General features: G+C 64.1%; 23 protein-coding genes. 15 read left to right on the top strand and 8 right to left on the bottom strand.

The window, feature by feature from the left end; all coding sequences use genetic code 11:
• Nucleotides 1-28 precede the first annotated feature (28 nt).
• A complete protein-coding gene (locus AC1MEM_RS01360) occupies nt 29-874 on the top strand; it encodes an MOSC domain-containing protein (protein ID WP_499474903.1) in 846 nt (281 codons plus the stop codon).
• Nucleotides 875-972: 98 nt separating this feature from the next.
• On the top strand, nt 973-2,094 hold the full coding sequence (locus AC1MEM_RS01355) for a GGDEF domain-containing protein (RefSeq protein WP_499474902.1): 1,122 nt from the start codon (nt 973-975) through the stop codon (nt 2,092-2,094).
• Nucleotides 2,095-2,165: 71 nt separating this feature from the next.
• On the opposite strand, the gene AC1MEM_RS01350 is transcribed toward AC1MEM_RS01355, so the two are convergent.
• A complete protein-coding gene (locus tag AC1MEM_RS01350; RefSeq protein WP_499474901.1) occupies nt 2,166-4,145 on the bottom strand; it encodes a monovalent cation:proton antiporter family protein in 1,980 nt (659 codons plus the stop codon).
• An 85-nt stretch (nt 4,146-4,230) separates the two neighbouring features.
• Here AC1MEM_RS01350 and AC1MEM_RS01345 point away from each other — a divergent pair, with 85 nt between their 5' ends.
• The 8 genes from AC1MEM_RS01345 (at nt 4,231) to AC1MEM_RS01310 (ending at nt 10,948) form a co-directional block, all read left to right on the top strand.
• Nucleotides 4,231-5,253 (top strand): KpsF/GutQ family sugar-phosphate isomerase, encoded by a 1,023-nt coding sequence (locus AC1MEM_RS01345; RefSeq protein ID WP_499474900.1) that lies wholly within the window; start codon nt 4,231-4,233, stop codon nt 5,251-5,253.
• The gene (locus AC1MEM_RS01340) at nt 5,253-5,783 is read left to right on the top strand and encodes a KdsC family phosphatase (protein WP_499474899.1); all 531 of its coding nucleotides are present in this window, start codon (nt 5,253-5,255) and stop codon (nt 5,781-5,783) included. The genes AC1MEM_RS01345 and AC1MEM_RS01340 overlap by 1 nt, the downstream gene beginning before the upstream one ends.
• Before the next feature lie 31 nt (nt 5,784-5,814).
• Entirely contained in the window at nt 5,815-6,417 is a 603-nt protein-coding gene (gene lptC, locus AC1MEM_RS01335; RefSeq protein ID WP_499474898.1) for an LPS export ABC transporter periplasmic protein LptC, read from the top strand.
• A 15-nt stretch (nt 6,418-6,432) separates the two neighbouring features.
• The gene (gene lptA / locus AC1MEM_RS01330) at nt 6,433-7,074 is read left to right on the top strand and encodes a lipopolysaccharide transport periplasmic protein LptA (RefSeq protein ID WP_499474897.1); all 642 of its coding nucleotides are present in this window, start codon (nt 6,433-6,435) and stop codon (nt 7,072-7,074) included.
• On the top strand, nt 7,074-7,835 hold the full coding sequence (gene lptB / locus AC1MEM_RS01325; RefSeq protein ID WP_499474896.1) for an LPS export ABC transporter ATP-binding protein: 762 nt from the start codon (nt 7,074-7,076) through the stop codon (nt 7,833-7,835). Before lptA ends, lptB begins: the two co-directional genes overlap by 1 nt.
• 35 nt (nt 7,836-7,870) lie before the next feature.
• Nucleotides 7,871-9,343 (top strand): RNA polymerase factor sigma-54, encoded by a 1,473-nt coding sequence (locus tag AC1MEM_RS01320; RefSeq protein ID WP_499474895.1) that lies wholly within the window; start codon nt 7,871-7,873, stop codon nt 9,341-9,343.
• Nucleotides 9,344-9,406: 63 nt separating this feature from the next.
• Nucleotides 9,407-9,763 carry a ribosome hibernation-promoting factor, HPF/YfiA family gene (gene hpf / locus AC1MEM_RS01315; RefSeq protein WP_499474894.1) on the top strand — a complete coding sequence of 119 codons (357 nt, stop codon included), beginning with the start codon at nt 9,407-9,409 and terminating at the stop codon, nt 9,761-9,763.
• A gap of 99 nt (nt 9,764-9,862) precedes the next feature.
• Nucleotides 9,863-10,948 carry an enoyl-CoA hydratase/isomerase family protein gene (locus AC1MEM_RS01310; protein ID WP_499474893.1) on the top strand — a complete coding sequence of 362 codons (1,086 nt, stop codon included), beginning with the start codon at nt 9,863-9,865 and terminating at the stop codon, nt 10,946-10,948.
• A gap of 164 nt (nt 10,949-11,112) precedes the next feature.
• On the opposite strand, the gene rapZ is transcribed toward AC1MEM_RS01310, so the two are convergent.
• The 5 genes from rapZ to ilvA all read right to left on the bottom strand — a co-directional run bounded on the left by rapZ (nt 11,113) and on the right by ilvA (nt 16,616).
• Nucleotides 11,113-11,976 carry an RNase adapter RapZ gene (gene rapZ, locus AC1MEM_RS01305; RefSeq protein ID WP_499474892.1) on the bottom strand — a complete coding sequence of 288 codons (864 nt, stop codon included), beginning with the start codon at nt 11,974-11,976 and terminating at the stop codon, nt 11,113-11,115.
• A gap of 140 nt (nt 11,977-12,116) precedes the next feature.
• Nucleotides 12,117-13,052 (bottom strand): HPr(Ser) kinase/phosphatase, encoded by a 936-nt coding sequence (hprK, locus tag AC1MEM_RS01300; protein WP_056345175.1) that lies wholly within the window; start codon nt 13,050-13,052, stop codon nt 12,117-12,119.
• A gap of 45 nt (nt 13,053-13,097) precedes the next feature.
• Nucleotides 13,098-13,580, bottom strand: coding sequence for a PTS sugar transporter subunit IIA (locus AC1MEM_RS01295; protein ID WP_499474891.1), 483 nt, complete (start codon nt 13,578-13,580; stop codon nt 13,098-13,100).
• A 344-nt stretch (nt 13,581-13,924) separates the two neighbouring features.
• Nucleotides 13,925-14,755 (bottom strand): NADPH-dependent 7-cyano-7-deazaguanine reductase QueF, encoded by an 831-nt coding sequence (gene queF, locus AC1MEM_RS01290; RefSeq protein WP_499474890.1) that lies wholly within the window; start codon nt 14,753-14,755, stop codon nt 13,925-13,927.
• A gap of 328 nt (nt 14,756-15,083) precedes the next feature.
• Nucleotides 15,084-16,616, bottom strand: a complete 1,533-nt coding sequence (gene ilvA, locus AC1MEM_RS01285) for a threonine ammonia-lyase, biosynthetic (RefSeq protein WP_499474889.1) — start codon at nt 16,614-16,616, stop codon at nt 15,084-15,086.
• A gap of 193 nt (nt 16,617-16,809) precedes the next feature.
• On the opposite strand from ilvA, the gene AC1MEM_RS01280 reads away from it, so the two are divergent.
• The 4 genes from AC1MEM_RS01280 (at nt 16,810) to AC1MEM_RS01265 (ending at nt 22,516) form a co-directional block, all read left to right on the top strand.
• Nucleotides 16,810-17,313, top strand: coding sequence for a YqaA family protein (locus tag AC1MEM_RS01280; protein ID WP_499474888.1), 504 nt, complete (start codon nt 16,810-16,812; stop codon nt 17,311-17,313).
• Nucleotides 17,314-17,630: 317 nt separating this feature from the next.
• Nucleotides 17,631-21,641: a DUF3683 domain-containing protein gene (locus AC1MEM_RS01275; RefSeq protein WP_499474887.1), complete on the top strand. Its 4,011-nt coding sequence runs from the start codon at nt 17,631-17,633 to the stop codon at nt 21,639-21,641.
• A complete protein-coding gene (locus tag AC1MEM_RS01270) occupies nt 21,638-22,081 on the top strand; it encodes an HIT family protein (protein WP_499474886.1) in 444 nt (147 codons plus the stop codon). The genes AC1MEM_RS01275 and AC1MEM_RS01270 overlap by 4 nt, the downstream gene beginning before the upstream one ends.
• A gap of 9 nt (nt 22,082-22,090) precedes the next feature.
• Nucleotides 22,091-22,516, top strand: a complete 426-nt coding sequence (locus AC1MEM_RS01265; RefSeq protein WP_499474885.1) for a gamma-butyrobetaine hydroxylase family protein — start codon at nt 22,091-22,093, stop codon at nt 22,514-22,516.
• A 225-nt stretch (nt 22,517-22,741) separates the two neighbouring features.
• On the opposite strand, the gene AC1MEM_RS01260 is transcribed toward AC1MEM_RS01265, so the two are convergent.
• Together AC1MEM_RS01260 and AC1MEM_RS01255 are read right to left on the bottom strand one after the other, a co-directional pair.
• A complete protein-coding gene (locus AC1MEM_RS01260; RefSeq protein ID WP_435760705.1) occupies nt 22,742-22,945 on the bottom strand; it encodes a cold-shock protein in 204 nt (67 codons plus the stop codon).
• A gap of 240 nt (nt 22,946-23,185) precedes the next feature.
• The gene (locus AC1MEM_RS01255) at nt 23,186-25,396 is read right to left on the bottom strand and encodes a hybrid sensor histidine kinase/response regulator (RefSeq protein WP_499474884.1); all 2,211 of its coding nucleotides are present in this window, start codon (nt 25,394-25,396) and stop codon (nt 23,186-23,188) included.
• Between the two features lie 152 nt (nt 25,397-25,548).
• On the opposite strand from AC1MEM_RS01255, the gene ubiE reads away from it, so the two are divergent.
• A complete protein-coding gene (gene ubiE, locus AC1MEM_RS01250) occupies nt 25,549-26,283 on the top strand; it encodes a bifunctional demethylmenaquinone methyltransferase/2-methoxy-6-polyprenyl-1,4-benzoquinol methylase UbiE (RefSeq protein ID WP_499474883.1) in 735 nt (244 codons plus the stop codon).
• The last annotated feature ends 7 nt before the right edge of the window (nt 26,284-26,290 follow it).

Below are 26,290 nucleotides of genomic sequence, written 5' to 3'. Positions count from 1 at the left end.
TGTCGCCCCCGACACCCCCGCACGCGCCATGGCCACGCTCTCCCAACTCATCCTCTACCCGATCAAATCCTGCGCCGGCCTGCCGGTCGGGGAAGCGATTGCCACCGTTTCCGGCCTGTCCGCCCACGGCGTGCACGACCGCGAATGGATGCTGGTGACGAACGACGGCCAGTTCCTCACCCAGCGCGAATTCCCACGCATGGCCGTCATCGTGCCGCGCGTGGACGGCGATGCGCTGGTAGCGGCGGCATCCGGCATGCCGCCGCTGCGCCTGCCGCTGGCGCCACAGGCATCAACGAACACGCTGCGCGTCCACATCTGGGACGACCAGGTCGATGCCATCGATTGCGGCGACGCCGCCGCCGCCTGGTTCGGCGACGTGCTCGGCACCCGCTGCCGCCTGGTGCGCTTCAAACCCGATGCCTCCCGCCCCACCAGCGAAAAATGGACCGGCGGCGCGCCTTCGAGCGCCCGCTTTGCCGACGCCTATCCGCTGCTCCTGATCGGGCAATCCGCCCTCGACGACATCAATGCCCACCTGCGCGCCGCCGCAAGAGACGCCTTGCCGATGGACCGCTTCCGCCCCAACCTCGTCATCGCGGGCACCGACCCGTTCGAAGAGGACTATACGGCCTCGTTCAGCTCGGGCGAGATCGTGATCAAGCCCGTCAAACCCTGCGCCCGCTGCCCGATCCCGGCCATCGCCCAGGTCACCGGCATCCCCGGCCCGGACCCGCTCGAGATCCTGCAATCGTGGCGCGCCAAGGCGATCCTCGACGGCGCCGTCTGCGTCGGCATGAACTGCATCGTGACCGCAGGCGAGGGCGCTGTGCTGCGCGTCGGGCAGGCATTCGAGGTCAGCCTGTCGTTTTAAGGCCGCGCTTCGGCAGGTGGAAATGAAAAAACCGGCAATCCCGTTCTCAAGCGATGAAAACTCACGTAATGTAACGGGTATTGCCAAAAGGAATTCCCATGCACCAGCCGGACGTCGCTTTGCCCGACCTGCGCAACCTCGTTGCCGAGAACGAAGCCCTGCGCGCGCGGATCAGCTATGTCATGGAGCAGGCCCAGCGCAACCACGAGATCATGTCGCGCCACCAGGCGTTTGACCTGGAAATCGTCGGCGCCGCGAACTTCCCGCAACTGGTCGGCACGATCTTCCGCCTGCTGCCCGTCATTTCCGATCTCGACAGCGTGACCCTGGCGCTGGTCGACACCGATGCCGACATCTATACGGTGATGCACAAGCTGGGCGTCGATTTCGAGGCCTTCCCGAACCTGCTGTTCTGCGAGCACGCGGTGGAACTCGGCTTCGAGCCCGGCGAACGGCCGCGCCCGCGCCTCGGACCGTACAGCCGCGCCCAGCATGGCGCGATGTTCCCGCATCCGCCCGCGGGGCTATCGAGCGTGGCGCTGGTGCCGCTGCTACGCAATAAACGCCTGATCGGCAGCCTGAACCTGGGCAGCACCGACCTGCAGCGCTTCACCGCAGCGCTCGGCACGGACTTCGTCGAACACATGGCCTCGATCATCGCGATCTGCCTGGAAAACGTGATCAGCAACGAGATGTTGAAATACATCGGGCTGACCGATCCGCTGACCGGCGTCTACAACCGCCGCTACATCGACCGCCGCCTGATCGAAGAGATCGCGCGGGCGCAGCGCCAGGATTACCGCATTTCGGTCATGTTCATCGACGTCGATTACTTCAAGGCCGTCAACGACAAGGTCGGGCACCAGGCCGGCGACGACGTGCTGCGCGAAATCGCGGCCCGCATCAAGATGGAACTGCGCGTCTCGGACGCGCTGGCGCGCTTTGGCGGCGAAGAATTCGTGGTCCTGCTGATCAATGCCGATTTGCCGGCGGCCGCCATGGTTGCCGACCGCATCCGCGCCGGCGTGGCCGACAAGCCGTTTGACGTGGCGGGCGGGCAGTGTTTGAACGTATCGGTCTCGATCGGCGTCGCCACCCTCGACGATGTCGCACGCGACCATGCGATCGAAGGGGTGGCGCAGCAACTGGTGGCGTCGGCGGACGGGGCCCTGTACCAGGCGAAGGAAGCAGGGCGCAACCGCGTCGTGATGGCCCAGTGAAATAAAATTTCATTTCTTGCTTATAGGTGAAATTTTATTTCACCATGAGCAATGAGCCGACCACCCTGCGCTTACAACAACCGCCCCTCCGCCCGCGTCACCGCATCTCCCGACCCGCGCAGCACCACCACATCGCCCGCCAGCAGCACCGTCCCGGCCTCCGGCTCGATCCGCACCCGCGCGCGCCGGATCCCGCTTACCTCCGCCCCCAGTTCATCCAGCCCCAACTCGTCGATACGTCGCCCGACCCCTTGCGCAGCCTCGTTCAGCACCACCGAATGCAGGCGCACGTACATGTGCTCCGGGTCCTCGACCAGGTCGCTGGCGCCGTGAAAATAGCCGCGCAGGGAAGCGTAGCGTTCGTCGCGCGCGCTCTGCACGCGGTGCACGACGCGGCGCAGCGGCACGCCGACCACGACCAGCGCGTGCGAAGCGAGCATCAGGCTGCTCTCCAGCGCTTCCGGCACCACCTCGGTCGCCCCGGCCTGGCGCAGCAGTTCGAGGTCGCTGTCGTCGTGGCTCCTCACGATCACCGGCAGCGAGGGCGCCAGCTCGTGCACCAGGTGCAGCACTTTTAAGGCCGCGCGCGTGTCGGCAAAGGTGATCACCAATGCACTTGCCCGATTGATGCCGGCCGCGATCAGCGCTTCGCGCCGGCCGGCGTCGCCGTAGGAAACGCTCGAGCCGGCAGACTGCGCTTCCTGCACCCGTTCCGGGTCGAGGTCGAGCGCATGCCAGGGCAGCTTCTCATCGGTCAGCAAGGTGGCCACGCTCTGGCCACTGCGCCCGAAACCCGCCAGGATCACGTGCTTTTGCGCGGCCATCGTGCGGCTTGCCAGTTGCGTGAGCTGGAGCGACTGCATCATCCATTCGTTGGAGGCGATCTTCATCACGATCTGGTCGGACTTGGCGATGACGAAGGGCGCGACCAGCATCGACAGCACCATCGAAGCCAATACGAGCTGCATCAGGAAGGGATCGATCAGCTTCGAGCCCGAGGCCATGTTCAGCAGCACGAAGCCGAATTCGCCGGCCTGCGCCAGCGCCAGACCGGTACGCATCGCCACGCCGTCCGACGAGCCGAACGCCTTCGCCAGGCCCGCGATCAGCACGAATTTCAGCAGCACGGGAATGATCAAGAGCAGCAGCACCAGCCACCAGTTCTGCAAGACCAGCTGCACGTTCAGCAGCATGCCGATCGTGATGAAAAAGAGGCCGAGCAGCACGTCGCGGAACGGTTTGATGTCTTCCTCGACCTGGTGCTTGAACTGGGTTTCCGAGATCAGCATGCCGGCCACGAAAGCGCCCAGGGCCAGCGACAGGCCGGCGCGCTCGGTGATCCAGGCCGCGCCCAGCGTCACCAGTAACAGGTTCAGCATGAACAGCTCCTGCGAGCGGCGCTTGGCCACTAACGTGAACCAGCTGCGCATGAGCTTCTGGCCGAAGAACAGCAGCAGCGCCAGCACCGCCGCGGCTTTTACCCCGGCCCAGGCCAGCGTGCGCACCAGGTTTTCCGGGTCTTTCGCCAGCGCGGGAATCAGGATCAGGAGCGGCACCACGGCCAGGTCCTGGAACAGCAGGATGCCGATGATGCGCCGTCCATGCTCGCTTTCGAGCTCCAGCCGCTCGGTCAGCAGTTTCACGACGATGGCGGTGGACGACATCGCCAGCGCGCCGCCCAGCGCAAACGCGGCCTGCCAGCCGATCCGCAGCTGCGGCGCCCACATCGCGAGAACCAGGCCGCCGATCATGGTGGCGATGATGGTCAGCACCACCTGCGCCACCCCGAGGCCGAACACGATGCGCCGCATCGCGCGCAACTGGGCCAGCGAGAATTCGAGGCCGATCGAGAACATCAGGAAAACAACGCCGAATTCGGCCAGCGCGTGGGTCGAACCGGTTTCCGCCGCGAGACCGAAGGCATGCGGGCCAATGAGCACGCCGACGGCCAGGTAGCCCAGCATCGGCGGCAGGTGCAGGCTGCGGAACACGACCACGCCGAGGACGGCGCTGCCGAGCAGCAGCAGGGTCAGTTCGAGTCCGGACGCCATGCGTGATCAGGTCTTTCTGTGAACCGAGCGTTGTTTGATACGTCTGGCAAGTTTTTTGCTTTCCCAATTCGTTTATACTTCCAGAATGAGTGTAACCGATGAAAAAACAATGCTGAACAGTTTTGACGAGAACCAGTCGCGGCGCGTGCTCGCGCTGGCGCGCGAAACCCTGGCCATCGAGGCCGATGCCATCCACGCGCTGGACGCACGACTGGATGCCGACGACAGCGTCGCGCGCGCGGTCGCCCTGATGTACGCCTGCAGCGGCCGCGTGGTCGTCTCGGGCATGGGCAAGTCCGGCCACATCGCGCGCAAGATCGCGGCGACCCTGGCCTCGACCGGCACCCCGGCCATGTTCGTGCACCCGGGCGAAGCCGCCCACGGCGACCTGGGCATGGTGACCAGCAAGGACGTGTTCATCGCGATTTCGTATTCCGGCGAATCCTCCGAATTGATGGACATCCTGCCAGTGGTAAAACGCATGGGCACGCCCCTGATCGCGATGACCGGCAAGCCGAACTCCCGTCTCGCGCTCCTGTCGGATGTCCACCTCGACGTGTCGGTGGCCAAGGAAGCCTGCCCGCTGAACCTGGCGCCGACCGCCAGTACCACGGTCACGCTGGCCCTCGGCGACGCGCTTGCGGTGGCGCTGCTCGACGCCCACGGCTTTCGCGAGGAAGACTTCGCACGCTCGCATCCGGGCGGCGCGCTGGGCCGGCGCCTCTTGACCCACGTGCGCGACGTGATGCGCAGCGGCGAGGCGATTCCGGCGGTGACGCCCGACACGCCGCTCACCCGCGCGCTGCTGGAAATCAGCCAGAAGGGCATGGGCATGACCGCCGTGGTCGACCCGGACTTCAAACCGCTCGGCGTGTTCACCGACGGCGACCTGCGCCGCCTGATCGAGCGCATGCAGGACTTTTCGAATGTGACCATCCGCGACGTCATGCACGTCGGCGCGCGCACCGTGCACCCCGAGCAGCTGGCGGTGGACGCGGTGGCGATCATGGAAGAATTCCGCATCAACCAGATGCTGGTGGTCGACGAAGCGGGCCTGCTGGTCGGCGCCCTGCACATCCACGACCTGACCCGCGCAAAGGTAATCTGATGACCCCGCTTGCACACATGGAGCGCGCCGCGCGCGTCAAAGTCATGATCTTCGACGTCGACGGCATCCTGACCGACGGCAGCCTGACCTACGGGCCGGACGGCGAAATCACGAAAACCTTCAACGTGCTCGACGGCCTGGGCATCCAGCTGCTGCAAAAGACGGGTGTGATTACCGCCATCATCAGCGCGAGAAAATCGCCGATCGTGCTGGCGCGTGCGCGCGACCTCGGCATCAACCACGTCTGGCAGGGCCACCAGGACAAGCGCGTCGCGTTTGCCGAACTGCTCGAACAGACCGGCTTCACGGCCGAGCAGTGCGGCTATATCGGCGACGACGTGATCGACCTGCCGCTGCTTGCCAAGGTCGGCTTTGCCGCGACGGTGCCGACCGGGCACCCGGAAGTGCAGCACCGCGCGCATTACGTCACCAAAGCCGGCGGCGGGCGCGGCGCCGTGCGCGAAGTGTGCGACATGGTGCTGCGCGCGCAGGGCAAGTACGAAGAGGCGCTCGCGCCTTATTTCGCATAGTTCGCATGGGCGTGACACCATGGCGACCTACGTGAACAAACGGACCGCACACCGCTGGCGCATGCTGGCGCTGATGGTAACGGCCGTGTTCTTCGCCTTCGGCAGCTTCTGGCTGCTGCAGGCGATCCAGACCGGGGACACGGCAGGCGCCGGCAACAACCTGAACGAGCCCGATTACATCGTCGAGAACTTCAGTTTCGTGCGCATGACCGAAACCGGCGTGCCGCGCTACGTGATGTCCGGCGCGCGCCTGGCCCACCATCCCGACAACGACGTCTCCGAAGTATCGAAGCCGATCGTCGAGAGCATGGCGCCGGGCCGCCCGCGCATGACCATGCACGCCGACCGCGGCCAGGTCTATCACGCCGAAAACCGCGTCGAGTTGATGGGCAATGTCGACATCGCGCGCCCGGCCACGCCCAAGAGCGAAGCACTGCGCGCGCGCACCGAGGCGCTCACCCTGCTGGCCGACGACGAGGTCGTCAAGACGAAACTTCCGGTGCAGATGACCCTCGGCGCCGCCTCGGTCAACGGGGTCGGCATGGTGGCCGAGAACCCGACCCAGAAGCTGCACCTCGGCGGGCGTGGCCAGATCGTCTATCCGCCGCGCCAGCACGCCGCACCCACCCAATAACAGGAACGAGCCCTAATGAAAACCCTTCTCGCCGCCGCCTTCCTTTCCTTGCTCTCGCTATCGGCTTCCGCCGAGCGCGCGGACTCGCTGAAGCAGGCCGTCATCAACTTCGATTCGCTCGACGTCGACGAAGTCACGCAGACGCGCATCCTGACCGGCAACGTCATCCTCACGCGCGGCACCCTGATCATGAAGTCGGACCGCGCACTGGTGAAGGAAACGCCGGAAGGCTACATGAGCGTGACGCTCACTTCCGGCCCGGGGCGCGTGGCGACCTTCCGCCAGAAGCGCGACGGCGGACCCGACCTGTGGATGGAAGGCCAGGCCGAGCGCATCGAATACGACGAGCGCCAGGAGCTGGTCAAGCTGTTCTCGAAGGCGATCGTCAAGCAGCTCGAAAACGGGCGGCTGACCAACGAGCTCGATGGCGCCTACATCTCCTACGACAGCCGCAAGGAAGTGGCGACCGTGCGCAACGACGCCAGCGGCGAGAGCAAGCTTGGCGGCGGGCGCGGGACGCTGATCATCGCACCGCGCCGCGGCGCGCCTGGCGCACCTGCGGCAGCGGTTCCCCCGGCCGGCGCGCCGGCGGCCAAGGCTGCGCCTGCATCGGCACCTTCATCGACGCCGGCAGCGCCAGTAGCAGGAAAGCGATAATGAAAGAAGCAAGCGACAAGCGCAGTACCCTGGTCGTGCGGGGGCTGCAGAAAAGTTACGGCAAGCGCCTGGTGGTGCGCGACGTGTCGCTCGAAGTGGGTTGCGGCGAAGTCGTCGGCCTGCTCGGGCCGAACGGCGCCGGCAAGACCACCTCGTTCTACATGATCGTCGGCCTGGTGCCGTCGGACGCCGGCGCCATCGAAATCAACGGCACCGATATTTCGAGCCTGCCGATCCACCGGCGCGCGGTACTCGGTTTATCCTACCTGCCGCAGGAAGCCTCGGTGTTTCGCAAGCTGACGGTCGAGGACAACATCCGCGCCGTGCTGGAGCTGCAGCGCGACGACAACGGCAAGGCACTGACCAAAGCCGCCATCAACGACCGGCTCGACTCGCTGCTGGCCGAACTGCAAATCGAGAAGCTGCGCGAGAACCCGGCGCTGTCCTTGTCGGGCGGCGAACGGCGCCGCGTCGAGATCGCGCGCGCGCTCGCCACCAATCCGCGCTTCGTGCTGCTCGACGAACCGTTCGCCGGTGTCGACCCGATCGCCGTGATCGAGATCCAGCGTATCGTGCGCTTCCTGAAGGAGCGCGGCATCGGCGTGCTGATCACCGACCACAATGTGCGCGAGACGCTTGGCATCTGCGACCGCGCCTACATCATCAACCAGGGCGCGGTGCTGGCGTCGGGACGCCCCGACGACATCATCGCCGACGAGTCGGTGCGGCGCGTCTACCTGGGCGAACACTTCCGCATGTAGCAAGCCTGTAGCAAAACACGGAACCCAAGCGGCACATGAAACAATCCCTGCAACTCCGGACTTCGCAGCACCTGGCGCTCACGCCGCAGCTTCAGCAGTCGATCCGCCTGCTGCAGCTGTCCACGCTCGAACTGCACCAGGAGATCGAGCAAATCCTGTCCGATAATCCGCTGCTCGAGCGGCTCGACGATCCGCTCGACCACTCGGTGCGCCTGCTGGCCGACGGCGCGCTCAACGCCGCGCCGGCGCAAGGCGAGGCGCCGGCGTCGAATGCGGAAGAGGGCGCCCCCGCAGCCGCGGATGGTGCCGACGGCCTTGACGGCGGCGGCGAGGTCGAACGCGGCGAGTCCGACGCGGACTGGGGAGAGTTGTCACGCGCGTCGAACGCCGACGGCGACGACGATGGCCGTCCGCAGCTGGGCGCTATCGGCGTGACCTTGCGCGAGCACCTGACGGAGCAGATCCGGGTGACCGGCGTGACGGCGCGCGACCGGGCCCTCGCCGAACTGGTGATCGACGCCATCGACGACAACGGCTACCTGGAAGAGCAGCTCGACGAGATCCACGCGCGCCTGCCGGAAGAGCTGGAAGTCGAGATCGACGAACTGCGCTGCGCGCTGGCGATGGTGCAAAGCCTCGATCCGGTCGGCGTCGGTGCGCGCAGCGCGTCCGAGTGCCTGGCGCTGCAGATCCGCGCCATGCCGGGCGTGCCGCTGGTGACGCGGCGCATGGCTTTGAAGATCGTCGAGGGTTACCTGACCTGGTTCGCGCAGCGCGAATTCACGAAGTTGAAGAAAGCGCTCGACTGCGACGACGAAGACCTGCGCGAAGCGCAAGCCGTCATTCGCCAGTGCAATCCGCATCCCGGCGCCGCCTTTGCATCGAGCGTCTCGGACTACGTCGTTCCGGACGTTATTGTCCGCAAATCGAAGAACGGCTGGAGCGTTTCGCTGAACAACGAAGTCATGCCGCGCCTGCGCGTGAACAACGTCTACGCGAATTTGCTCAAGCAGGGAAAAGGCGAAGGCCAGATGAGCGCGCAGCTGCAGGAAGCGAAGTGGCTCATCAAAAATATGCGCCAGCGTTTCGATACGATCCTGCGTGTTTCGCAGGCAATTGTGGAGCGTCAGAAGAACTTTTTCAGCCATGGCGCGGTTGCCATGCGTCCCCTTGTGCTTCGCGAGATTGCTGATACACTGGGTCTGCACGAGAGCACGATTTCTCGCGTAACAACTCAGAAATTCATGCTGACCCCGCACGGCATGTTTGAGCTGAAGTATTTCTTCGGAAGCCATGTCGCCACCGAAGCGGGGGGCGAAGCATCGTCCACGGCGATACGGGCGCTTATCGCGCAGCTGACAGGAGCAGAGGACCCAAAGAACCCATTATCCGATAGCAAGATCGCGGAAATGCTCGGTGAACAAGGCATGGTCATTGCGCGCCGCACGGTTGCAAAATACCGCGAAGCGCTCAAGATCCCTCCCGTCAGCCTCCGCAAATCCTTGTAACAGCGGCAGCCACGCGCACTCCTTGCGCGGCCCGGCGGCCGCTATCTTCTCAAAGGAGTGTGTATGAATCTCACCATCAGTGGCCACCACCTCGACGTCACCCCCGCCATCCGTGAATACGTACAGAACAAGCTCGAACGCATCACCCGACATTTCGATCAGGTCATCGATTCCCACGTGATCCTCGCCATCGACAATCTCACCGAAAAAGACAAAAGGCAAAAGGCCGAGATTAACTTGCGCGTGTCCGGCAAGACCGTGCACGTGGAGAGTGTGGCGCAAGACCTGTATGCTGCGATCGACCTGCTCATGGACAGGCTGGATCGCCAGGTGATGAAATACAAGACGATGTTGAAGGACCATAGTCGTGAGGCGCTCAAGCGCCTGCCTGAAGGCGGAGAGCCTGCTGCGGCGCTGTAATACCGGGCACTGAGCACCGTCTGAACGAGGGCGCCGGGAGGCGCCCTTTTCACGTCTGCCTTCGGTAAAATACATGTCTCTTTCACCAGCTCACTCGCCATGACCGACCACGTCCTGACCCGCATTGCCAACGGCACCGGCACGATCACCCTCGACCGTCCCAAGGCCTTGAACTCCCTCTCGCTGGCAATGGTCCGCCGCCTGACCGACATCCTGCTGGCCTGGCGCGACGACGCCTCCGTGTCCGCGGTCGTGCTCACCAGCAGCAGCGAAAAAGCCCTGTGCGCGGGCGGCGACATCCGCTTCTTCCACGAAGCGGGGCACGCCACGCCGCTTGGGGGCAGCGCGCTGCTCGAGGATTTTTTCACCGAAGAATACGCGCTGAATCACCTGATCCATTTCTATCCGAAACCGTATATTGCGATCATGGATGGCGTGGTGATGGGCGGCGGCATGGGCATCGCCCAGGGCGGTCCGCAGGCCGGCCTGCGCATCGTCACCGAGCGCACGAAAATGGCGATGCCGGAAGTGAATATCGGCCTGTTCCCGGATGTCGGCGGCAGCCACTTCCTGTCGCACGCGCCTGGGCAGCTGGGCAATTACCTGGGCTTGACGGGATTGACGATCGGCGCGGCCGACGCTTTGTATGTCGGCCTGGCCGACGTCTTCGTGCCGGGCGCGCAATTGGGCGAACTGAATGCGCTGATCGCATCGACGCCGGGCGCGCAAGTGCCCGAGGCAATCCGCGCCTTCGCTGCGCGCTGTGCCACGGACGCGGGACAAAGCGTCCTCGAAACGCAGCGCGCCGCGATCGACCGCCACTTCGGCGCCGGTTCGGTGGCCGCGATCATGGCTTCACTGGAAGGCGATGAGAATCCGTTTGCGCAAAAGGCTTTGGGAGCGATGCGCCAGCGTTCACCGTTGATGATGTGCGTGACGCACGAGATGCTGCTGCGCGGCGCCTCACTCGACGTTGCCGACTGCCTGCGCATGGAACGCACGCTGGTGCGCCGTAATTTCGAGCACGGCGAAGTGCTGGAAGGCGTGCGCGCGCTGGTGATCGACAAGGACAACGCGCCGCGGTGGAATCCGCCGACGCTGGACGCCGTGATGGCGGACATGGTCGAAGCCTTCTTCGCGCCGGCGTGGCCGGAACACGCACACCCCTTGCGGCATTTGCGTTGATATCGGTGGCGTAACGTAGCGTGGGCTCTCGAGCCTACGCGGTCATACCTACGCTTACCGTTCGGCGTCGATTACCGCAAACGCCGATCATGTGGCGCACGCGTGGGCATGCCCACCCTACGGTAAGCCAGGGCCAACGATGAACGCAGGTGCAACGTGTCTTCTTACGACTGCTCGCGATGCCTTAACACCACGCGCTCGGTCTCGTTGAAATAGGCCGCCAGCCGCTCAGCCATGTACACCGACCGATGCTGTCCACCGGTACAGCCGACGGCCACCGTCAGGTAGCTGCGGTTATCGGTCTTGAACGAGGGCAGCCACTTTTCCACGAATTTGCAGATATCGTGCAGCATCTCGGTGGCGCTCGGCTGGGCCTCGAGGAAGGCGATCACCGGGGCGTCCTTGCCGGTCAGCGGGCGCAGCGACAGGTCGTAATACGGGTTCGGAATAGCGCGCACGTCGAACACAAAGTCAGCATCGAGCGGCACGCCGACCTTGAAGGCGAAGGATTCGAAGAACAGGGTCAGCGGTGCATGCTGGACCTCGGCCAGTTCCTTGATCCAGGCGCGGAGTTTATTCGCCGACGCCTCGGAGGTATCGATCACATGGCCCAGCTGCTCGATCGCCCCCAGGCGTTCGCGCTCTTCGGCGATGCATTCGATCAGGGTGCGGCGCGACGCCGGGTTCTCGCCCGGGCGCAGCGTATGCGACAGGGGATGGCTGCGCCGCGTTTCGGAAAAGCGCGCGACCAGCGAATGGGTGCTCGAGGTCAGGAACAGGACTTTCAGCTCGTGGCCGCTTTCTTCCAGCCTGGCCACGGTGAGCGGCAATTCCGCCAGCGACTCGGCGCTGCGGGCGTCGACGGCGACGGCCAGCTTGTCCGTTCCTTCGCTCGACACGGTTTTCACCAGCTGCGGCAGCAGTGCCGGCGGCAAGTTGTCGACGCAGTAGTAACCCGCGTCTTCCAGGACATTCAGGGCAACCGATTTGCCCGATCCGGAGATACCGGTAATGAGAACAATGTGCATGGGTTGATGATACCGCAACAGCCCCCCGTTTGTCGTCGTCCGTGCCAGAATCGGCCGGATCGGGGTGCATACGTTCCGATCACGCAAGTTAGCGGGGAATGCGGCGAGGGTTTAGCGGCCGTATTTGGAACGATGGTTTTTCAATCGCCGCTCATCGCCTGTCTCTGCCGCTCCATGAACTCCTGCAGCGTATCGATCCCGCGCAGTTGCAGGATCGTGTTGCGCACAGCGGCCTCGAGCAGCACCGCGATGTTGCGGCCGGCGGCAACGGGAATGACGACCTTGCGGATCGGCAGTCCCAGCACCTCTTCGGTCGGGAAGTGGAAGGGTAATCTCTCGACTTCTTCGTCCAGCACGCCGCGTTTGACGAGGTGGACGATCAGTTTCAGGCGCATCTTGCGCCGCACGGCGGTCTCGCCAAAAATCGCCTTGATGTCGAGCAGGCCGAGGCCGCGCACCTCGAGCAGGTTCTGCAGCAGCGGCGGGCAGCGCCCTTCGATCATGTTCGGGGCGATGCGCGAGAATTCCACCGCATCATCCGCCACCAGCCCGTGCGAGCGCGAAATCAGTTCCAGGCCGAGCTCGCTTTTGCCGAGGCCCGAATCGCCGGTAATGAGCACGCCGACGCCGAGCACGTCCATGAACACGCCATGCATGATGACGCGCTGGGCCAGCTTTTTCGACAGATACACGCGCAGGAAGTCGATCACCTGCGCCGCCGGCAGTGGGGTCGAGAACAGCGGGATGTTCTGCTCGTCGCAGATGGCGAGGATGTCGGGCGGGGTTTCGAGACCCTGGGCGATGATCAGCGCCGGCGGTCCGCCGCCGATCAGTTCGCCGATCACATGGCTGCGCGAACTCGATTTCAGGCGGTGGTAGTAATTCAGTTCCTGGTGCCCGAAGACCTGGATGCGGCCCGGGTGGATCAGGTTCAGGTGGCCGACCTGGTCGGCGGCGGAGGCGACGTCGCCCGAGATCAGCCGTTCGCCGCCAGGAAAGCCGGCGAACCAGCCCAGTTGCAGGCTGTCGCGGTTGTCGTCGTACAGCCGTTGGATGGTAAGCGGAGTCTGCAGCATGGCTTGATAATAAGGAAAAGACCCAGGGGGAATACTCCCCCGAGTTTAACCCAAGGCCTGCAAACTGGGTTGCCAGTTGATAATACGTTCGTGGATCGAGCGCGGATCGGTATCGGTGGCCAGCGCCGTGCGGATCGCTTCGTCCGAGAACAGCTCGGCGATTTCCGACAAAATTTCCAGGTGCTGCTGGGTCACGTGGTCGGGAATGAGCAGGAAAAACAGCAGGCTGACCGGCTGGCCGTCAGGCGACTCGAATGGAATCGGTGCCGCCAGGCGGACGAAGGCGGCGATCGGCTGTTTTAAACTCTTGCTGCCCTTGATGCGTCCATGCGGCACCGCCACGCCGTGGCCGAGGCCGGTCGAACCGAGGCGTTCACGCGCAAACAGATTCTCCGAGACGGTCGAACGTGCGATCCCGCAGTTGTTCTCGAAAATGAGTCCGGCCTGTTCAAAGGCGCGCTTCTTGCTCGACACCGCGATGTCGAGCTGGACGTTTTCAAGAGAAAGGATTTTGCTGAGATTGGTCATTTCACGCTTTTCATGTTGCGGCGCACGAGGAGCCGACTTGCGGAGCGGAATTATAGGCCTGTTTTTGAGGCCTGTAATTCGATTTCGCGTCGGTATCCTACGCCTGTCACCGGCCCGTTTCGACCATTCACCCAGCAGTGGCGTGAGCGCTGTTTGCGCTTCCACAAGAGTTCACGCAATTTCCGTAACGAAAATCCATGCGCCTTGGATGAAACGGGGGAGGACGGGAGGATTTGCCGTGTTTTCCTCACATTTGCCCGAAAAATAGGCAAGCAGGCAGCGTGCGCTGACTGTTGTTTTTTCGTTAGTTTCTGTGGCTGGAAAGGTACAGCCCCACAAACCGTTTACTGGCGTGCGCCGCGCAAATTGTGCGGACGCCCGGTACTGAAGTTGGCCCGCCATGGATTGATGTCGAGGCCGCCACGACGCGTATAGCGCGCGTACACCGCCAGCTTGCTCGGTTTGCACTGGCGCAGGATGTCGATAAAGATGCGTTCAACACATTGCTCGTGGAATTCGTTGTGCTCGCGGAAGCCGATCAGGTAGCGCAGCAGGCCTTCCTGGTCGATCTGCGGACCGACGTAGTCGATCTGCACGCTTCCCCAGTCCGGCTGGCCGGTCACCAGGCAATTCGATTTCAGCAGGTTCGAGACCAGGGTCTCTTCGACCGGCGCTTCCTCGAAATTGGCGGTGAGCAGGTGAGGCGCCGGCGCATAGTTGTCGACCTCGATGTCGAGGCGGTCCAGCGACAGGCCGTCGAGTTCGCCCATTTTGAGCTTGCCGAAGTGTTCCGGTTCCGTGAGCGTGATGTGGACCGGCGCGCCGAAGGCGTTCGACAGGTCTTCGCGCAGCAGCGACAGCAAGGCGTCGGGGCCGGCCAGGCGGGTCTGGTTGAAGGAATTCAAATACAGCTTGAACGACTTCGACTCGACGATGTTCGGCGAATCGGCCGGCGCGCTGACCGTTGCGATCGCCACCTGGGGCTTGCCGCGCATGTTCAGCCACGACAATTCATAGGCATTCCAGATATCCAGGCCGAAGAAGGGCAGCGTGCCCTTGATCGCCAGCTCGTCGCGCTTTTGCTGGCGCGCGATCGGGAACAGCAGCTCGGGGGCGTACTGGGTCTGGTAGGCGGAAGATTTGCCAAGTGGCGATTGATCGGGGGTATTGTTCATGAGCTCGTCTCGATGCGCCGGCGCTGCGCGACAGGGTGTTGCGTCGCATGTCGATGCCGGCCCGGCGGCGGCAAAGCGGCGTATCGTACACCTTTTGGGGGGAGCTTGCGCGTCCGGTCCGGTTGGGCGTAGGGTGGTCGGCGCCACCCGGCGATATGAATCGACGCTGCGTGTGCGCCGCCCACGCGTTCAACGCACGTCAACATGGCGCGAGGTTTCCGGCGCCGCTTGAACGTGTGGGCGGCGCACACGTTGCCAATGATCACGCGTCAGGGTGGAGCCGACCACCCTACGTCACCGCAACGGCAAGCGCCGCGTCCCGGACCCATCACAAAAACAATTTATAAACCGGATTCGCCGTCTCGTCCCAATACCGGTACCCCAGCGTCGCCAGGAACTGCCGGAATTCATCCATCTCCCCGCCCGGCACCTGCAAGCCGACCAGGATGCGCCCCACGTCGCCCCCCTGGTTGCGGTAATGGAACAGCGAGATATTCCAGTTCGGCGCCATGCTGTCGAGGAAGCGCATCAGCGCGCCCGGCCGCTCGGGGAATTCGAAGCGGTACAGCAGCTCGTCCTGCGCCAGCGCGCTCTTGCCGCCGACCAGGTGGCGGATGTGCAGCTTGGCCAGCTCGTCGTGGGTGAGGTCGAGCGTGGCGAAATCGTGCTGCTCGAAGGTGTGGGCCAGCAGGCCCGACTCGCCGCGGCTGCCGACCTGCACGCCCACGAACACGTGCGCCTGGCGCTCGTCGCTGATGCGATACGTAAACTCGGTGACGTTGCGCGGGCCGACCAGCGAACAGAAACGTTTGAAGCTGCCGCGCTGCTCGGGGATCGTCACCGCGAACACGGCCTCGCGCGCTTCGCCCAGTTCGGCGCGCTCGGCGACAAAGCGCAGGCGGTCGAAATTCATGTTGGCGCCGCAGGCGACCGCCACCAGGGTCTCGTTTTTCACGGGCTGGCGCGCCATCTGCGAGCGTTCGACATAGGCCTTGGCGCCGGCGATCGCCAGTGCGCCGGCCGGCTCCAGGATCGAACGCGTGTCCTGGAACACGTCCTGGATCGCCGCGCAGATCGCGTCGGTGTCGACCAGGATGATCTCGTCCACGACTTCCTTCGCCAGGCGGAAGGTTTCTTCTCCGACCAGGCGCACCGCGGTGCCGTCCGAGAACAGGCCGACGTCCGGCAGCGTGATGCGCTCGCCCGCTTTCAGGCTCTTCGCCATCGCGTCCGAGTCGATCGACTGCACGCCGATGATCTTGATGTCCGGCCGCACCGCTTTCACATAGGCGCCGATGCCCGCGATCAGGCCGCCGCCGCCGATGGCGACGAAAATCGCGTGGATCGGGCTCGAATGCTGGCGCAGGATCTCCATGCCGATCGTGCCCTGGCCGGCAATCACGTCCGGGTCGTCGAAGGGGTGCACGAAGGTCAGCTTCTGCTCGCGCTCGAGCGTGATCGCGTGGTTGTAGGCGTCGGTATAGGAATCGCCATGCAGCACGACCTCGACCGCATTGCCGCCGCGCGACTTGACCGCGTCGATTTTCACTTGCGGCGTCGTGGTCGGCATCACGATCAGCGCGCGGCAGCCGAGGCGGGCGGCGGACAAGGCGACCCCCTGCGCGTGGTTGCCGGCCGAGGCGCAGATCACGCCGCGGTTCAGTGCTTCCTGCGACAGGTGAGCCATCTTGTTGTAGGCGCCGCGCAGTTTAAAACTGAACACGCTCTGCATGTCCTCGCGCTTGAAATAGATGCGGTTGCCGAAGCGCTGCGACAGGGTGGGGGCGAGTTCGAGCGGCGTTTCCTCGGCGACGTCGTAGACGCGCGCGGTGAGGATTTTCTTGAGGTAGTCGGTGGTCATGGTCAGCTTAAAAGCGGGAATAGGAGGGTGTGTGGCCAGTGTCCTGGTTCCTGTGACGTGAGACTGTTGACCGGGGCGGGTGACCTGGGTCGCAGTGCGATGCGAAGCCCTGGGTTGCAGGCACGTCGTATCGTGTCGGGGCGATGGTTTTTCCTCATTATAATGGACCTCTCCAACTGCCGAACCTCTACCGATGATCGAAACCGCTGTCCTCTGGCTGCTCAAGGTCCTCGCCGCTCCCACAGTCGGGCTCACGTCGGTCTTTCTCATCGCATTCGTCTCGGCCACGCTGGTGCCGCTCGGTTCCGAGCCGGCCGTGTTCGCGGTCGTGAAAGCCAACGAGGCGATGTTCTGGCCGGCGATCATCGTCGCCACCATCGGCAACACGCTCGGCGGGGCGGTCGATTACCTGATCGGCTACCGGGCGAAGATCGCCTTTGCACGGGAACGCCAGAGCCGCTGGTTCGGCTGGCTGGCGAAGTATGGGTCGAAGACCATGCTGCTGTCCTGGGTGCCCGGGATTGGCGATCCGCTGTGCACGCTGGCGGGGTGGCTGCATTTGCCGTTCTGGTCGAGCGTGATGTACATGGCGATCGGGAAGTTCGGGAGGTATATCACCATGACGGCGATACTGCTGTACGTGCCGGACGATTTCTGGCGGCGGGTAGGGGACATGATCACGCGGATCACGGGGTGAGGATTTCGCGGCTGTGCGTGGAGGGCTTCGTGAAGCGGTGTGGCGGGGCGGGCCTGGGTTGAACGCGTGGGCTGCGCACACGCAGCCAATGAGCAGCCAGCAGGGTGGAGCCGCCCACCCACGATTTGGGTTGGCGGCTCCTGAGGCTTACTTTTGATGCCTGGAAGGATGTTTTTGCAAATCTAATTTGCATCGGAGGCCCTCCTTGCACATTTTGTTGCCTGTCGGCTCGGAAGGAAATTGTCCAGGCCCAGCGTTGTGCGGCGCAATAAGCTAGAATGGTTGTCCTTCGGGCCAGTCCAACGTCTCTTCATATTATGAACGCCCCAGTACATATCCAGACCCTGCTCGCCGATAACGCACCGGCGCGCCTGCGCGAAATTCCTTATAACTACACCTCGTTCTCGGACCGCGAAATCGTGATCCGCCTGCTCGGCGAGTCGTCGTGGCAGCTGCTCGACCAGCTGCGCGGCGCGCGCCAGACCGGGCGCTCGGCGCGCATGCTGTACGAGGTGCTGGGCGATATCTGGGTGGTACGGCGAAACCCGTACCTGCAGGACGACATGCTGGACAACCCGAAGCGCCGCCAAAAACTGATCGATGCGCTGCATCACCGCCTGGCCGAAGTGGATAAGCGCCGGTTGACGGTCGACACCACCGACGGTGGCGACGCCGCGGCAGTCGCCGCACGCAGCAGCGCCGTCGAGCAGTTGCTGGCGGCCGCAACCCAGGCCGTCGACGACTTCGGCCGCGAGTTCCGCGAGATGTACGACCTGCGCAAGCGCGCGAAAACCGTGCTCGGCGCCTACACGGATAAACGCAACATCCGTTTCGACGGCATGCACCGCGTCTCGCACGTGACCGATGCCACCGACTGGCGCGTCGAATATCCCTTCCTGGTGCTGGTGCCCGACAGCGAAGAAGAGATGGCCGGCCTGGTCAAAGGCTGCATCGAACTCGGACTGACCATCATCCCGCGCGGCGGCGGCACCGGCTACACGGGCGGCGCGATTCCGCTCACCGCCATGTCGGCCGTGATCAACACGGAAAAACTGATCGGCCTGGGCGAAGTCGAGATGACGCGCCTGCCGGGCCTGGACCGCGACTACGCGACCATCCACACCGGCGCCGGCGTCGTCACCCAGCGCGTCTCGCAGGCGGCCGAAAAGGCCGGCTTCGTGTTCGCGGTCGACCCGACCTCGGCGCACGCGTCCTGCATCGGCGGGAATATCGCCATGAACGCGGGCGGCAAGAAGGCGGTGTTGTGGGGCACGGCGCTCGATAACCTGGCTTCGTGGCGCATGGTCGACCCGAACGGCGACTGGCTCGAAGTCACGCGCCTCGAGCACAACCTCGGCAAAATCCACGACGCGCCGACGGCCGTCTTCAAGCTCGAATGGACCCATCCGTCGACCAAAGGCGCGCCGAAGGGCGAGCCCTTCCGCACCGAGACGCTGACCATCGAGGGCCGCAAGTTCCGTAAAGAGGGCTTGGGCAAGGACGTCACCGACAAATTCCTGTCCGGCCTGCCGGGCATCCAGAAAGAGGGCACCGATGGTTTGATTACCTCGGGCCGCTGGATCCTGCACAAGATGCCGAAGTTTACGCGCACCGTGGCGCTGGAATTCTTCGGCCAGGCGCGCGACGCGATTCCGTCGATCGTCGAGATCAAGGACTACCTCGATTCGCTGCCGAAGAACGGCAAGCCGGAATTCGAAAGCCTGCGCCTCGCCGGCCTGGAACACCTCGATGAGCGCTACCTGCGCGCAGTCGGCTACGCCACCAAATCGAAGCGCGGCACGCTGCCGAAAATGGCGCTGTTCGGCGACATCGTCGGCGACGACGAGAACGCCGTCGCGATCGCCGCCTCGGAAGTGGTGCGCATCGCGAACACGCGCGTCGGCGAAGGCTTTGTCGCCGTCAGCGCCGAAGCGCGTAAGAAATTCTGGCTCGATCGCGCCCGCACCGCGGCGATCGCGCGCCACACCAACGCCTTTAAAATCAACGAGGACGTCGTCATCCCGCTGAACCGGATGGGCGAATACACCGACGGCATCGAGCGCATCAACGTCGAGCTGTCGATCAAAAATAAACTGCAACTGGCCGGCGAACTGCACACGTATTTGTCGGGCGGCCACCTGCCGCTGGAAAAAAGCGACGACGCCACCGGCGATACCGTCGCGCGCGACGAAATCATGGGAGACAGGCCGGAGCAGGCCGTGGCCCTGGTCGACAGCGTGCAGGCGCGCTGGACCTATGTGCTGGCGAACCTCGACCAGAAGCTGGTCGATATCCATCACCAGCTCGATGAACTCGGCCTCGGTCATTTATCCAGCACCTTCGACCTGCGCATCGGCAGCCAGCCCGACGCCACCCTGTTCGACGTGGTGCAGGACCACACGCTGCGCATCTCGTGGAAAGCAGATTTGCGCGCGCCGCTGCGCCAGATCTTCAACGGTGCGGCTTATAAATGCATCCTCGACGAGACGACCGCGATCCACAAGCGGGTACTGCGCTCGCGCGTCTTCGTGGCGCTGCACATGCACGCCGGCGACGGCAACGTGCACACGAACCTGCCGGTGAATTCGGACGATTACGCGATGCTGCAGGACGCGCATAAAGCCGTCGAGCGCATCATGAAGCTGGCGCGCTCGCTGGACGGCGTGATCTCGGGCGAGCACGGCATCGGCATCACCAAGCTGGAGTTTTTGACGGACGACGAGATCCAGGAATTCCGCGACTACAAACTGCGGGTCGACCCGGAAGGCCGCTTCAACAAGGGCAAGCTGCTCAACCTGAAGGAAGCCCACGCCGACCTGCGCAACGCCTACACGCCTTCGTTTGGCCTGATGGGCCACGAATCGCTGATCATGCAGCAGAGCGATATCGGCGAGATCGCGAACAGCATCAAGGACTGCCTGCGCTGCGGTAAGTGCAAGCCGGTCTGCACGACGCACGTGCCGCAGTCGAACCTGCTGTATTCGCCACGCGACAAGATTCTCGCCACCTCGGCCCTGATCGAAGCCTTCCTGTACGAAGAGCAGACCCGCCGCGGCGTGTCGATCCGCCACTGGGAAGAGTTCGAGGACGTGTCGGACCACTGCACCGTGTGCCACAAGTGCGTGACGCCGTGCCCGGTGAACATCGACTTCGGCGACGTCTCGATGAACATGCGCAATTTGCTGCGCAAGATGGACAAGCGCAGCTTCAAACCGGCCAACCGCGCCGCCATGTTCTTCCTGAACGCGACCGATCCGACCACGATCAACGCCACGCGCAAGGCGATGGTCGGCGTCGGCTTCAAGGCGCAGCGCCTGGGCAACCAGCTCCTGCGCAAATTCGCGAAGGACCAGACCGCGGCGCCGCCGCCGACCACCGGCAAGGCGCCGGTGCGCGAGCAGGTGATCCACTTCATCAACAAGAAGATGCCGGGGAATTTGCCGAAGAAGACGGCGCGCGCGCTGCTCGATATCGAGGACGACAAGGTCATCCCGATCATCCGCAATCCGAAGGCAACGAATGCCGACAGCGAAGCGGTGTTCTACTTCCCTGGCTGCGGTTCCGAGCGCCTGTTCTCGCAGGTGGGCCTCGCGACCCAGGCGATGTTGTGGGAAGTCGGCGTGCAAACCGTGCTGCCGCCGGGTTACCTGTGCTGCGGCTATCCGCAACGCGGCGCCGGCCAGTACGACAAGGCCGACAAGATGATGACGGATAACCGCGTGCTGTTCCACCGCATGGCGAACACCCTGAACTACCTCGACATCAAGACGGTCCTCGTTTCGTGTGGCACCTGCTACGATCAATTGGCGACCTATGAATTCGACAAGATCTTCCCGGGCTGCCGCATCATGGACATCCACGAATACCTGCTCGAGAAGGGCGTGAAGCTCGAAGGCGTCGAAGGTACGCGTTACATGTACCACGACCCTTGCCACACGCCGATGAAGATGCAGGATTCGATCAAGACCGTGAACGAGCTGGTGTCCACTTTCGACAATGTGAAGATCGAAAAGAACGACCGCTGCTGCGGCGAGTCCGGTACCTTTGCCGTGACGCGTCCGGACATCGCGACCCAGGTCCGCTACCGCAAGGAAAGCGAGATGGAAAAGGGCGCCGCGAAACTGCGTGAAGACGGCTTCGAAGGCGAGGTCAAGATCCTGACCAGCTGCCCATCCTGCCTGCAGGGCCTGTCGCGCTACGACAATGACGCGAATACGTCGAGCGATTACATCGTCGTCGAAATCGCGAAGCACCTGCTGGGCGAGAACTGGCTGCCGGATTACGTGGCGCGCGCCAACAACGGCGGCATCGAGCGGGTGCTGGTATGAGCCTTGGGAACGGCGTCGTGCAGGACTGCGAGCTGTGCGCATTGCGCGTGCCGACCGTGGCCGAGAACGACAAGTTCTCGGTGATCATCGTGGACGATGCGCACTACCCGGGCTTTTGCCGCGTCATCTGGCGTGCGCACGTGCGCGAGATGAGCGACCTTTCACGCGCGGACCGCTCCCTGCTGAACGATGCCGTGATCGAAGTCGAGCAGGCGCTGCGCGAGGTGATGGCGCCCACCAAAATCAACGTCGCCAGCCTGGGCAACGTCGTGCCGCACATGCACTGGCACGTCATCCCGCGCTACACTGACGACGCGCACTTCCCGGCGCCCGTGTGGGCGAACGCGGTGCGCGAAACCGACGCCGCCGTGCTCGACGCACGGCGTGCGCTGTTGCCGCAACTAGCCGACGCCATCGCGCGGCGTTTGAATAAAGCCTGAAGACCCGCCATGCCGATTCCAACCGAACTGACCGTCCACCAGAAGTCCCGCCTGCTCGACATCGCCTTCGATGACGGCCGCGCCTTCTCGATTCCTTTCGAACTGATGCGCGTGTATTCGCCATCGGCCGAAGTGAAAGGCCACGGCCCAGGCCAGGAAACCCTGCAAGTGGGCAAACGCGACGTCGGCATCCGCGGCGTCGAGCCGGTCGGGAACTATGCGGTAAAACCGCTGTTCACCGATGGCCACGAAAGCGGCATTTTTACCTGGGATTATTTGTACAAGCTGGGCAGCGAGCATGAGGCGCTATGGCTCGATTACATGAATCGCCTGCACGCCGCCGGGTTCGAGGGCGACAGCGGGCGCGCGCCGGGTACGGTGTTGCCGGGCGCGCTGGTGCGTGGGGGTGTTTGCGGGAGTGGCCACAGCCACTGAGCTGCAGCGGATACGTACGACCCGCGCGGGCATGCCCGCCCTACGGTGCACCACTGCCCATTGCTAGTTGACGGAACCGCTGTGTAACGTAGGGCGGGCATGCCCGCGCGTTGCAACGCCACCGCATTCGCGCTCCATCAATTACCCATAAAAAAAGCGCCCCAAGAGGCGCTTTTTTATGACTCAAACCGCGTCAGCCGCCGAAGCAGCCACGCCGTCCGAACATCACTGCGGCTGGATATTGGCAGCCTGTTTGCCCTTCGGGCCAGTGGTGATCTCGAAGCTCACGCGCTGATTTTCGGCCAGGGATTTGAAGCCCGGGGCGTTGATTGCCGAGAAGTGCGCGAACAGGTCTTCACCGCCGCCGTCAGGCGTGATGAAACCAAAACCTTTTGCATCGTTGAACCACTTAACAGTGCCAGTCGTCATTTTATTCCCCAAGAGTTTATTGTAATGTGCCTTGTTTCAGCTTGTCGGGAACCACGAATGACGCCTGCGACTGTCTTAACAAAGCGAAATGATTATAGGCATAATTTCATCGATGTGAAGCACAATTCGGTGATCATTTTTACTGTCGCGTTGGAGTGGAACGACAGAAAAATGCCCTCGATACCGAGCCCGTTCTGAAGCGCAATAATAGTTGCCGGAAGCCGAGCAATTCGCCTCGAATCAGGCCTTCGCTGTCGCCTTCGACAGGATCGCCACCAGCGCTTCGATCGCATACGGTTTCGGTAGCACCTGCACGTCGGGCAGTGCGACCTGCTGCTCCGTGTAGCCGGTCGCCAGGATCACCGGCAGGCCGGGATGGCGCTCGCGCAGGATGCCGGCGAGGTCGATCCCGCTCACCTGGCCCGGCATGACGATATCCGAAAACACCACGTCCGGACGGCGCATGCCGTCGTCGAGCAGGCGCAGCGCCGCTTCGCCATCCTCGGCGACCAGTACCTCGAACCCGCTCTCCATCAGCGCGCGCATCACGGCCTCGCGCACCAGGGCGTCGTCTTCCACGAACAGGACGGTGCCGCTACCGTGCGCGAGCGTGGCGCCGCCGTCGACCTCAAGCGCGGTGGCGACCTCGTCGCGGGCGCGCGCCAGGTAGAGGTCGACACGGGTGCCGATGCCGGGAATGCTGTCGAGGACCAGGGTGCCGCCGGCCTGAGTCGCAAAGGCGTAGGCCTGCGGCAGCCCCAGGCCCGTGCCCTGGCCCGGCGGCTTGGTCGTGAAGAAGGGGTCGAGGGCGCGGCCCATGATCGCCGGCGTCATGCCGCTGCCGCTGTCGACCATGCTGACCAGCACATAGTCGCCGCGTTCGAGCGTGTCGTGGGCGCCGTCGATGGCGACGTTGCGCGCTTCCAGGCGCAGCAGGCCGCCGGCCGGCATCGCGTCGCGCGCATTCAGCGCCAGGTTCAGCAGCGCGACGTCGAACTGCAGCGGTTCGAGCGTCACCGGCCAGACATCGTCCGCACAATGGACTTCGACGGCGACGTCCCCGCGCAGCGAACCTTTCATCAGCTGGACGGCGCTGCGCAACTGCTCGCAGACGTCGACCGTGGTGAGTCTCGCTTCCTGCAGCCGGCCGAAGGAGCCGAGCTGGCCGGTGAGGGTGGTCGCGCGCGCCACCGTGCGCTGGCAGGTCTGGATCAGGCTGCGCGTCTTTTCCTCGCGCGTCGAAAATCCGGCCAGCTGCAGCGCCGTGGTCAGCGTCTGCAGCAGGTTGTTGTACTCGTGGGCGATGCCGCCGGTGAGGCGGCCGAGGGCTTCGAGCTTCTGGTTTTTCAGGAGCGCGCTCTGGGCCCGCTCGGTGGCGGCGATCGCCGCGGCGACGCGCGCTTCCATCTCGGCCTGGCCATGGCGGATGCGGGTGCTGGCCTCGGCCAGGTGGTGCGCCACGCTGTCGAGCTCGGCCCAGCCGGCCGGCGCATAGCGCACCTCGGCGCCGTCGCCCAGCGCCTTCGCACTGTGCCCGAGCGCTTCGATCGGTGCGATGGCGCGGTTGGCGAAGCGGTGCGCCGCGGCCAGGCCGGCGATCAGCAGCAGCGCCATCAGGCCACCGAGCAGGGCGGCCCCGCGCAGGGGCGCGGCCCGCAGTTCGCTGCTCGGGATGCTGAGCAGGATTTTCCAGCCGGCCGACGGGACGGTGCTGGCGAACACACGCGAGTCGATGCCGTCGAGCGTGCGCGATTCGTACACCTGGTCGCCGGGCACGCCCAGGCGCGCCAGCGTTGCCGCGCGCACCAGCTTGCCCATGAACAGGTCGGAATCGCGCGAGCGCGCAATCACGATGCCCTGGCGGTCGACCACGGTGGCGAGCCATTTCTCGGGCAGGCGCTGGCGCATCAGCATGCGCTGCAGCGCGCTGGCGTTCACGCCCGAGGCCAGCAGGTAGCGGATCCGCTCGCCCGACATGACCGGTACCTGCACCGCGAAATCGTAACGCCCGCCCACCTGCGACATGAACAGGTCCGACACCAGCGTGCGCCTGGCGCCGTAGCGTGCCGTCAGCTGTGCCAGGTTCGAACCGCTGCGCCCCGGCAGTGGGGCGCCGTAGGGCCGACGGGTATTGAGCAGGGGCCGTCCGTCCAGGCCGAACAGGATCACGGCCAATCCCGGCGGCGGCGCGGCGCGGCGCGCATGTTCGTAGAATTCAGGCAGGTCGCCGCGTTCGAGCGAGGGCGCCCTGGCCAGGGCCCGCAGCAGCGTTTCCTCCGTCTCGAGCTCGTTATCGATCAGCAGCGCCATCGCCCGCGCGGTCTCGGCCATGCTGCGGTTCTGCGCTTCCTGGGCATCGTGATAGACGTAGGCAACCGCAAGCGCCGCCGCGATGAACGAGGGGACCAGTATCGACAGCACAAGCAGCAGGAAGCGGGTCCGCGTTCGCATCGAAAATAGTTATTGCCGTAAGGTAAATGTATTGCGCAGGAAGGGATTATACAAGAGGCAACAAACTTCCGTCGCACCGATGCACGGGCGCGGCGGGCGCCCCGTGGCGGGCACGCTTGTATAATGTGGCAAGATCAAACAGCCATCGCCATATGACCAATACCACCCATTTCGGCTACAAGACCGTTTCCGAGGACGAGAAGGTCCACGAGGTCGCCAAGGTTTTCCATTCCGTCGCGGCCAAGTACGACGTCATGAACGACCTCATGTCCGGCGGCCTGCACCGCATCTGGAAGACTTTTACCATCGCCCAGGCGGGCGTGCGTCCGGGCTTCAAGGTGCTCGACATCGCCGGCGGCACCGGGGACTTGTCGAAGGCCTTCGCGAAGCAGGCGGGGCCGAGCGGGGAGGTCTGGCTGACCGACATCAACGAGTCGATGCTGCGCGTGGGCCGCGACCGTCTATTGAATAAGGGTCTCGTCACCCCCACCTTGCTGTGTGACGCCGAAAAGCTGCCTTTCCCGGACAATTATTTCGACCGGGTCAGCGTGGCCTTCGGCCTGCGCAACATGACGCACAAGGACCAGGCGCTGGCGGAAATGCGCCGCGTGCTGAAACCCGGCGGCAAGCTGCTGGTGCTGGAGTTCTCGAAAGTGGCTTCTCCGCTGCAAAAACCGTATGACGTGTATTCGTTCTCGGTGCTGCCATGGCTGGGCCAGCGCATCGCCGGCGACGCCGAAAGCTACCGTTACCTGGCCGAGTCGATCCGCATGCACCCGGACCAGGAAACCTTGAAAGGCATGATGGAAACCGCGGGCCTGGAGCGCGTGCAGTACTTCAACCTGACGGCGGGTGTGGCGGCATTGCACACCGGTATCAAACTTTAAGGGGACG

The sequence above is a fragment of the Telluria sp. AIW5 genome, from assembly GCF_056680575.1.
This window is presented reverse-complemented; position numbering and strand designations above follow the sequence as displayed.

What these genes read in the sequence shown, in the direction of transcription:
- AC1MEM_RS01265 (WP_499474885.1), top strand. Translation starts at nt 22,091, where the DNA reads ATGCCGATTCCAACCGAACTGACCGTCCACCAGAAGTCCCGCCTGCTC.
- ilvA (WP_499474889.1), bottom strand. Translation starts at nt 16,616, where the DNA reads ATGACCACCGACTACCTCAAGAAAATCCTCACCGCGCGCGTCTACGAC.
- AC1MEM_RS01345 (WP_499474900.1), top strand. Translation starts at nt 4,231, where the DNA reads ATGAGTGTAACCGATGAAAAAACAATGCTGAACAGTTTTGACGAGAAC.
- AC1MEM_RS01255 (WP_499474884.1), bottom strand. Translation starts at nt 25,396, where the DNA reads ATGCGAACGCGGACCCGCTTCCTGCTGCTTGTGCTGTCGATACTGGTC.
- AC1MEM_RS01270 (WP_499474886.1), top strand. Translation starts at nt 21,638, where the DNA reads ATGAGCCTTGGGAACGGCGTCGTGCAGGACTGCGAGCTGTGCGCATTG.
- lptA (WP_499474897.1), top strand. Translation starts at nt 6,433, where the DNA reads ATGAAAACCCTTCTCGCCGCCGCCTTCCTTTCCTTGCTCTCGCTATCG.
- rapZ (WP_499474892.1), bottom strand. Translation starts at nt 11,976, where the DNA reads ATGCACATTGTTCTCATTACCGGTATCTCCGGATCGGGCAAATCGGTT.
- ubiE (WP_499474883.1), top strand. Translation starts at nt 25,549, where the DNA reads ATGACCAATACCACCCATTTCGGCTACAAGACCGTTTCCGAGGACGAG.
- AC1MEM_RS01350 (WP_499474901.1), bottom strand. Translation starts at nt 4,145, where the DNA reads ATGGCGTCCGGACTCGAACTGACCCTGCTGCTGCTCGGCAGCGCCGTC.
- AC1MEM_RS01340 (WP_499474899.1), top strand. Translation starts at nt 5,253, where the DNA reads ATGACCCCGCTTGCACACATGGAGCGCGCCGCGCGCGTCAAAGTCATG.
- AC1MEM_RS01310 (WP_499474893.1), top strand. Translation starts at nt 9,863, where the DNA reads ATGACCGACCACGTCCTGACCCGCATTGCCAACGGCACCGGCACGATC.
- lptB (WP_499474896.1), top strand. Translation starts at nt 7,074, where the DNA reads ATGAAAGAAGCAAGCGACAAGCGCAGTACCCTGGTCGTGCGGGGGCTG.
- AC1MEM_RS01295 (WP_499474891.1), bottom strand. Translation starts at nt 13,580, where the DNA reads ATGACCAATCTCAGCAAAATCCTTTCTCTTGAAAACGTCCAGCTCGAC.
- AC1MEM_RS01260 (WP_435760705.1), bottom strand. Translation starts at nt 22,945, where the DNA reads ATGACGACTGGCACTGTTAAGTGGTTCAACGATGCAAAAGGTTTTGGT.
- AC1MEM_RS01280 (WP_499474888.1), top strand. Translation starts at nt 16,810, where the DNA reads ATGATCGAAACCGCTGTCCTCTGGCTGCTCAAGGTCCTCGCCGCTCCC.
- AC1MEM_RS01320 (WP_499474895.1), top strand. Translation starts at nt 7,871, where the DNA reads ATGAAACAATCCCTGCAACTCCGGACTTCGCAGCACCTGGCGCTCACG.
- AC1MEM_RS01355 (WP_499474902.1), top strand. Translation starts at nt 973, where the DNA reads ATGCACCAGCCGGACGTCGCTTTGCCCGACCTGCGCAACCTCGTTGCC.
- AC1MEM_RS01275 (WP_499474887.1), top strand. Translation starts at nt 17,631, where the DNA reads ATGAACGCCCCAGTACATATCCAGACCCTGCTCGCCGATAACGCACCG.
- hprK (WP_056345175.1), bottom strand. Translation starts at nt 13,052, where the DNA reads ATGCTGCAGACTCCGCTTACCATCCAACGGCTGTACGACGACAACCGC.
- queF (WP_499474890.1), bottom strand. Translation starts at nt 14,755, where the DNA reads ATGAACAATACCCCCGATCAATCGCCACTTGGCAAATCTTCCGCCTAC.
- AC1MEM_RS01360 (WP_499474903.1), top strand. Translation starts at nt 29, where the DNA reads ATGGCCACGCTCTCCCAACTCATCCTCTACCCGATCAAATCCTGCGCC.
- hpf (WP_499474894.1), top strand. Translation starts at nt 9,407, where the DNA reads ATGAATCTCACCATCAGTGGCCACCACCTCGACGTCACCCCCGCCATC.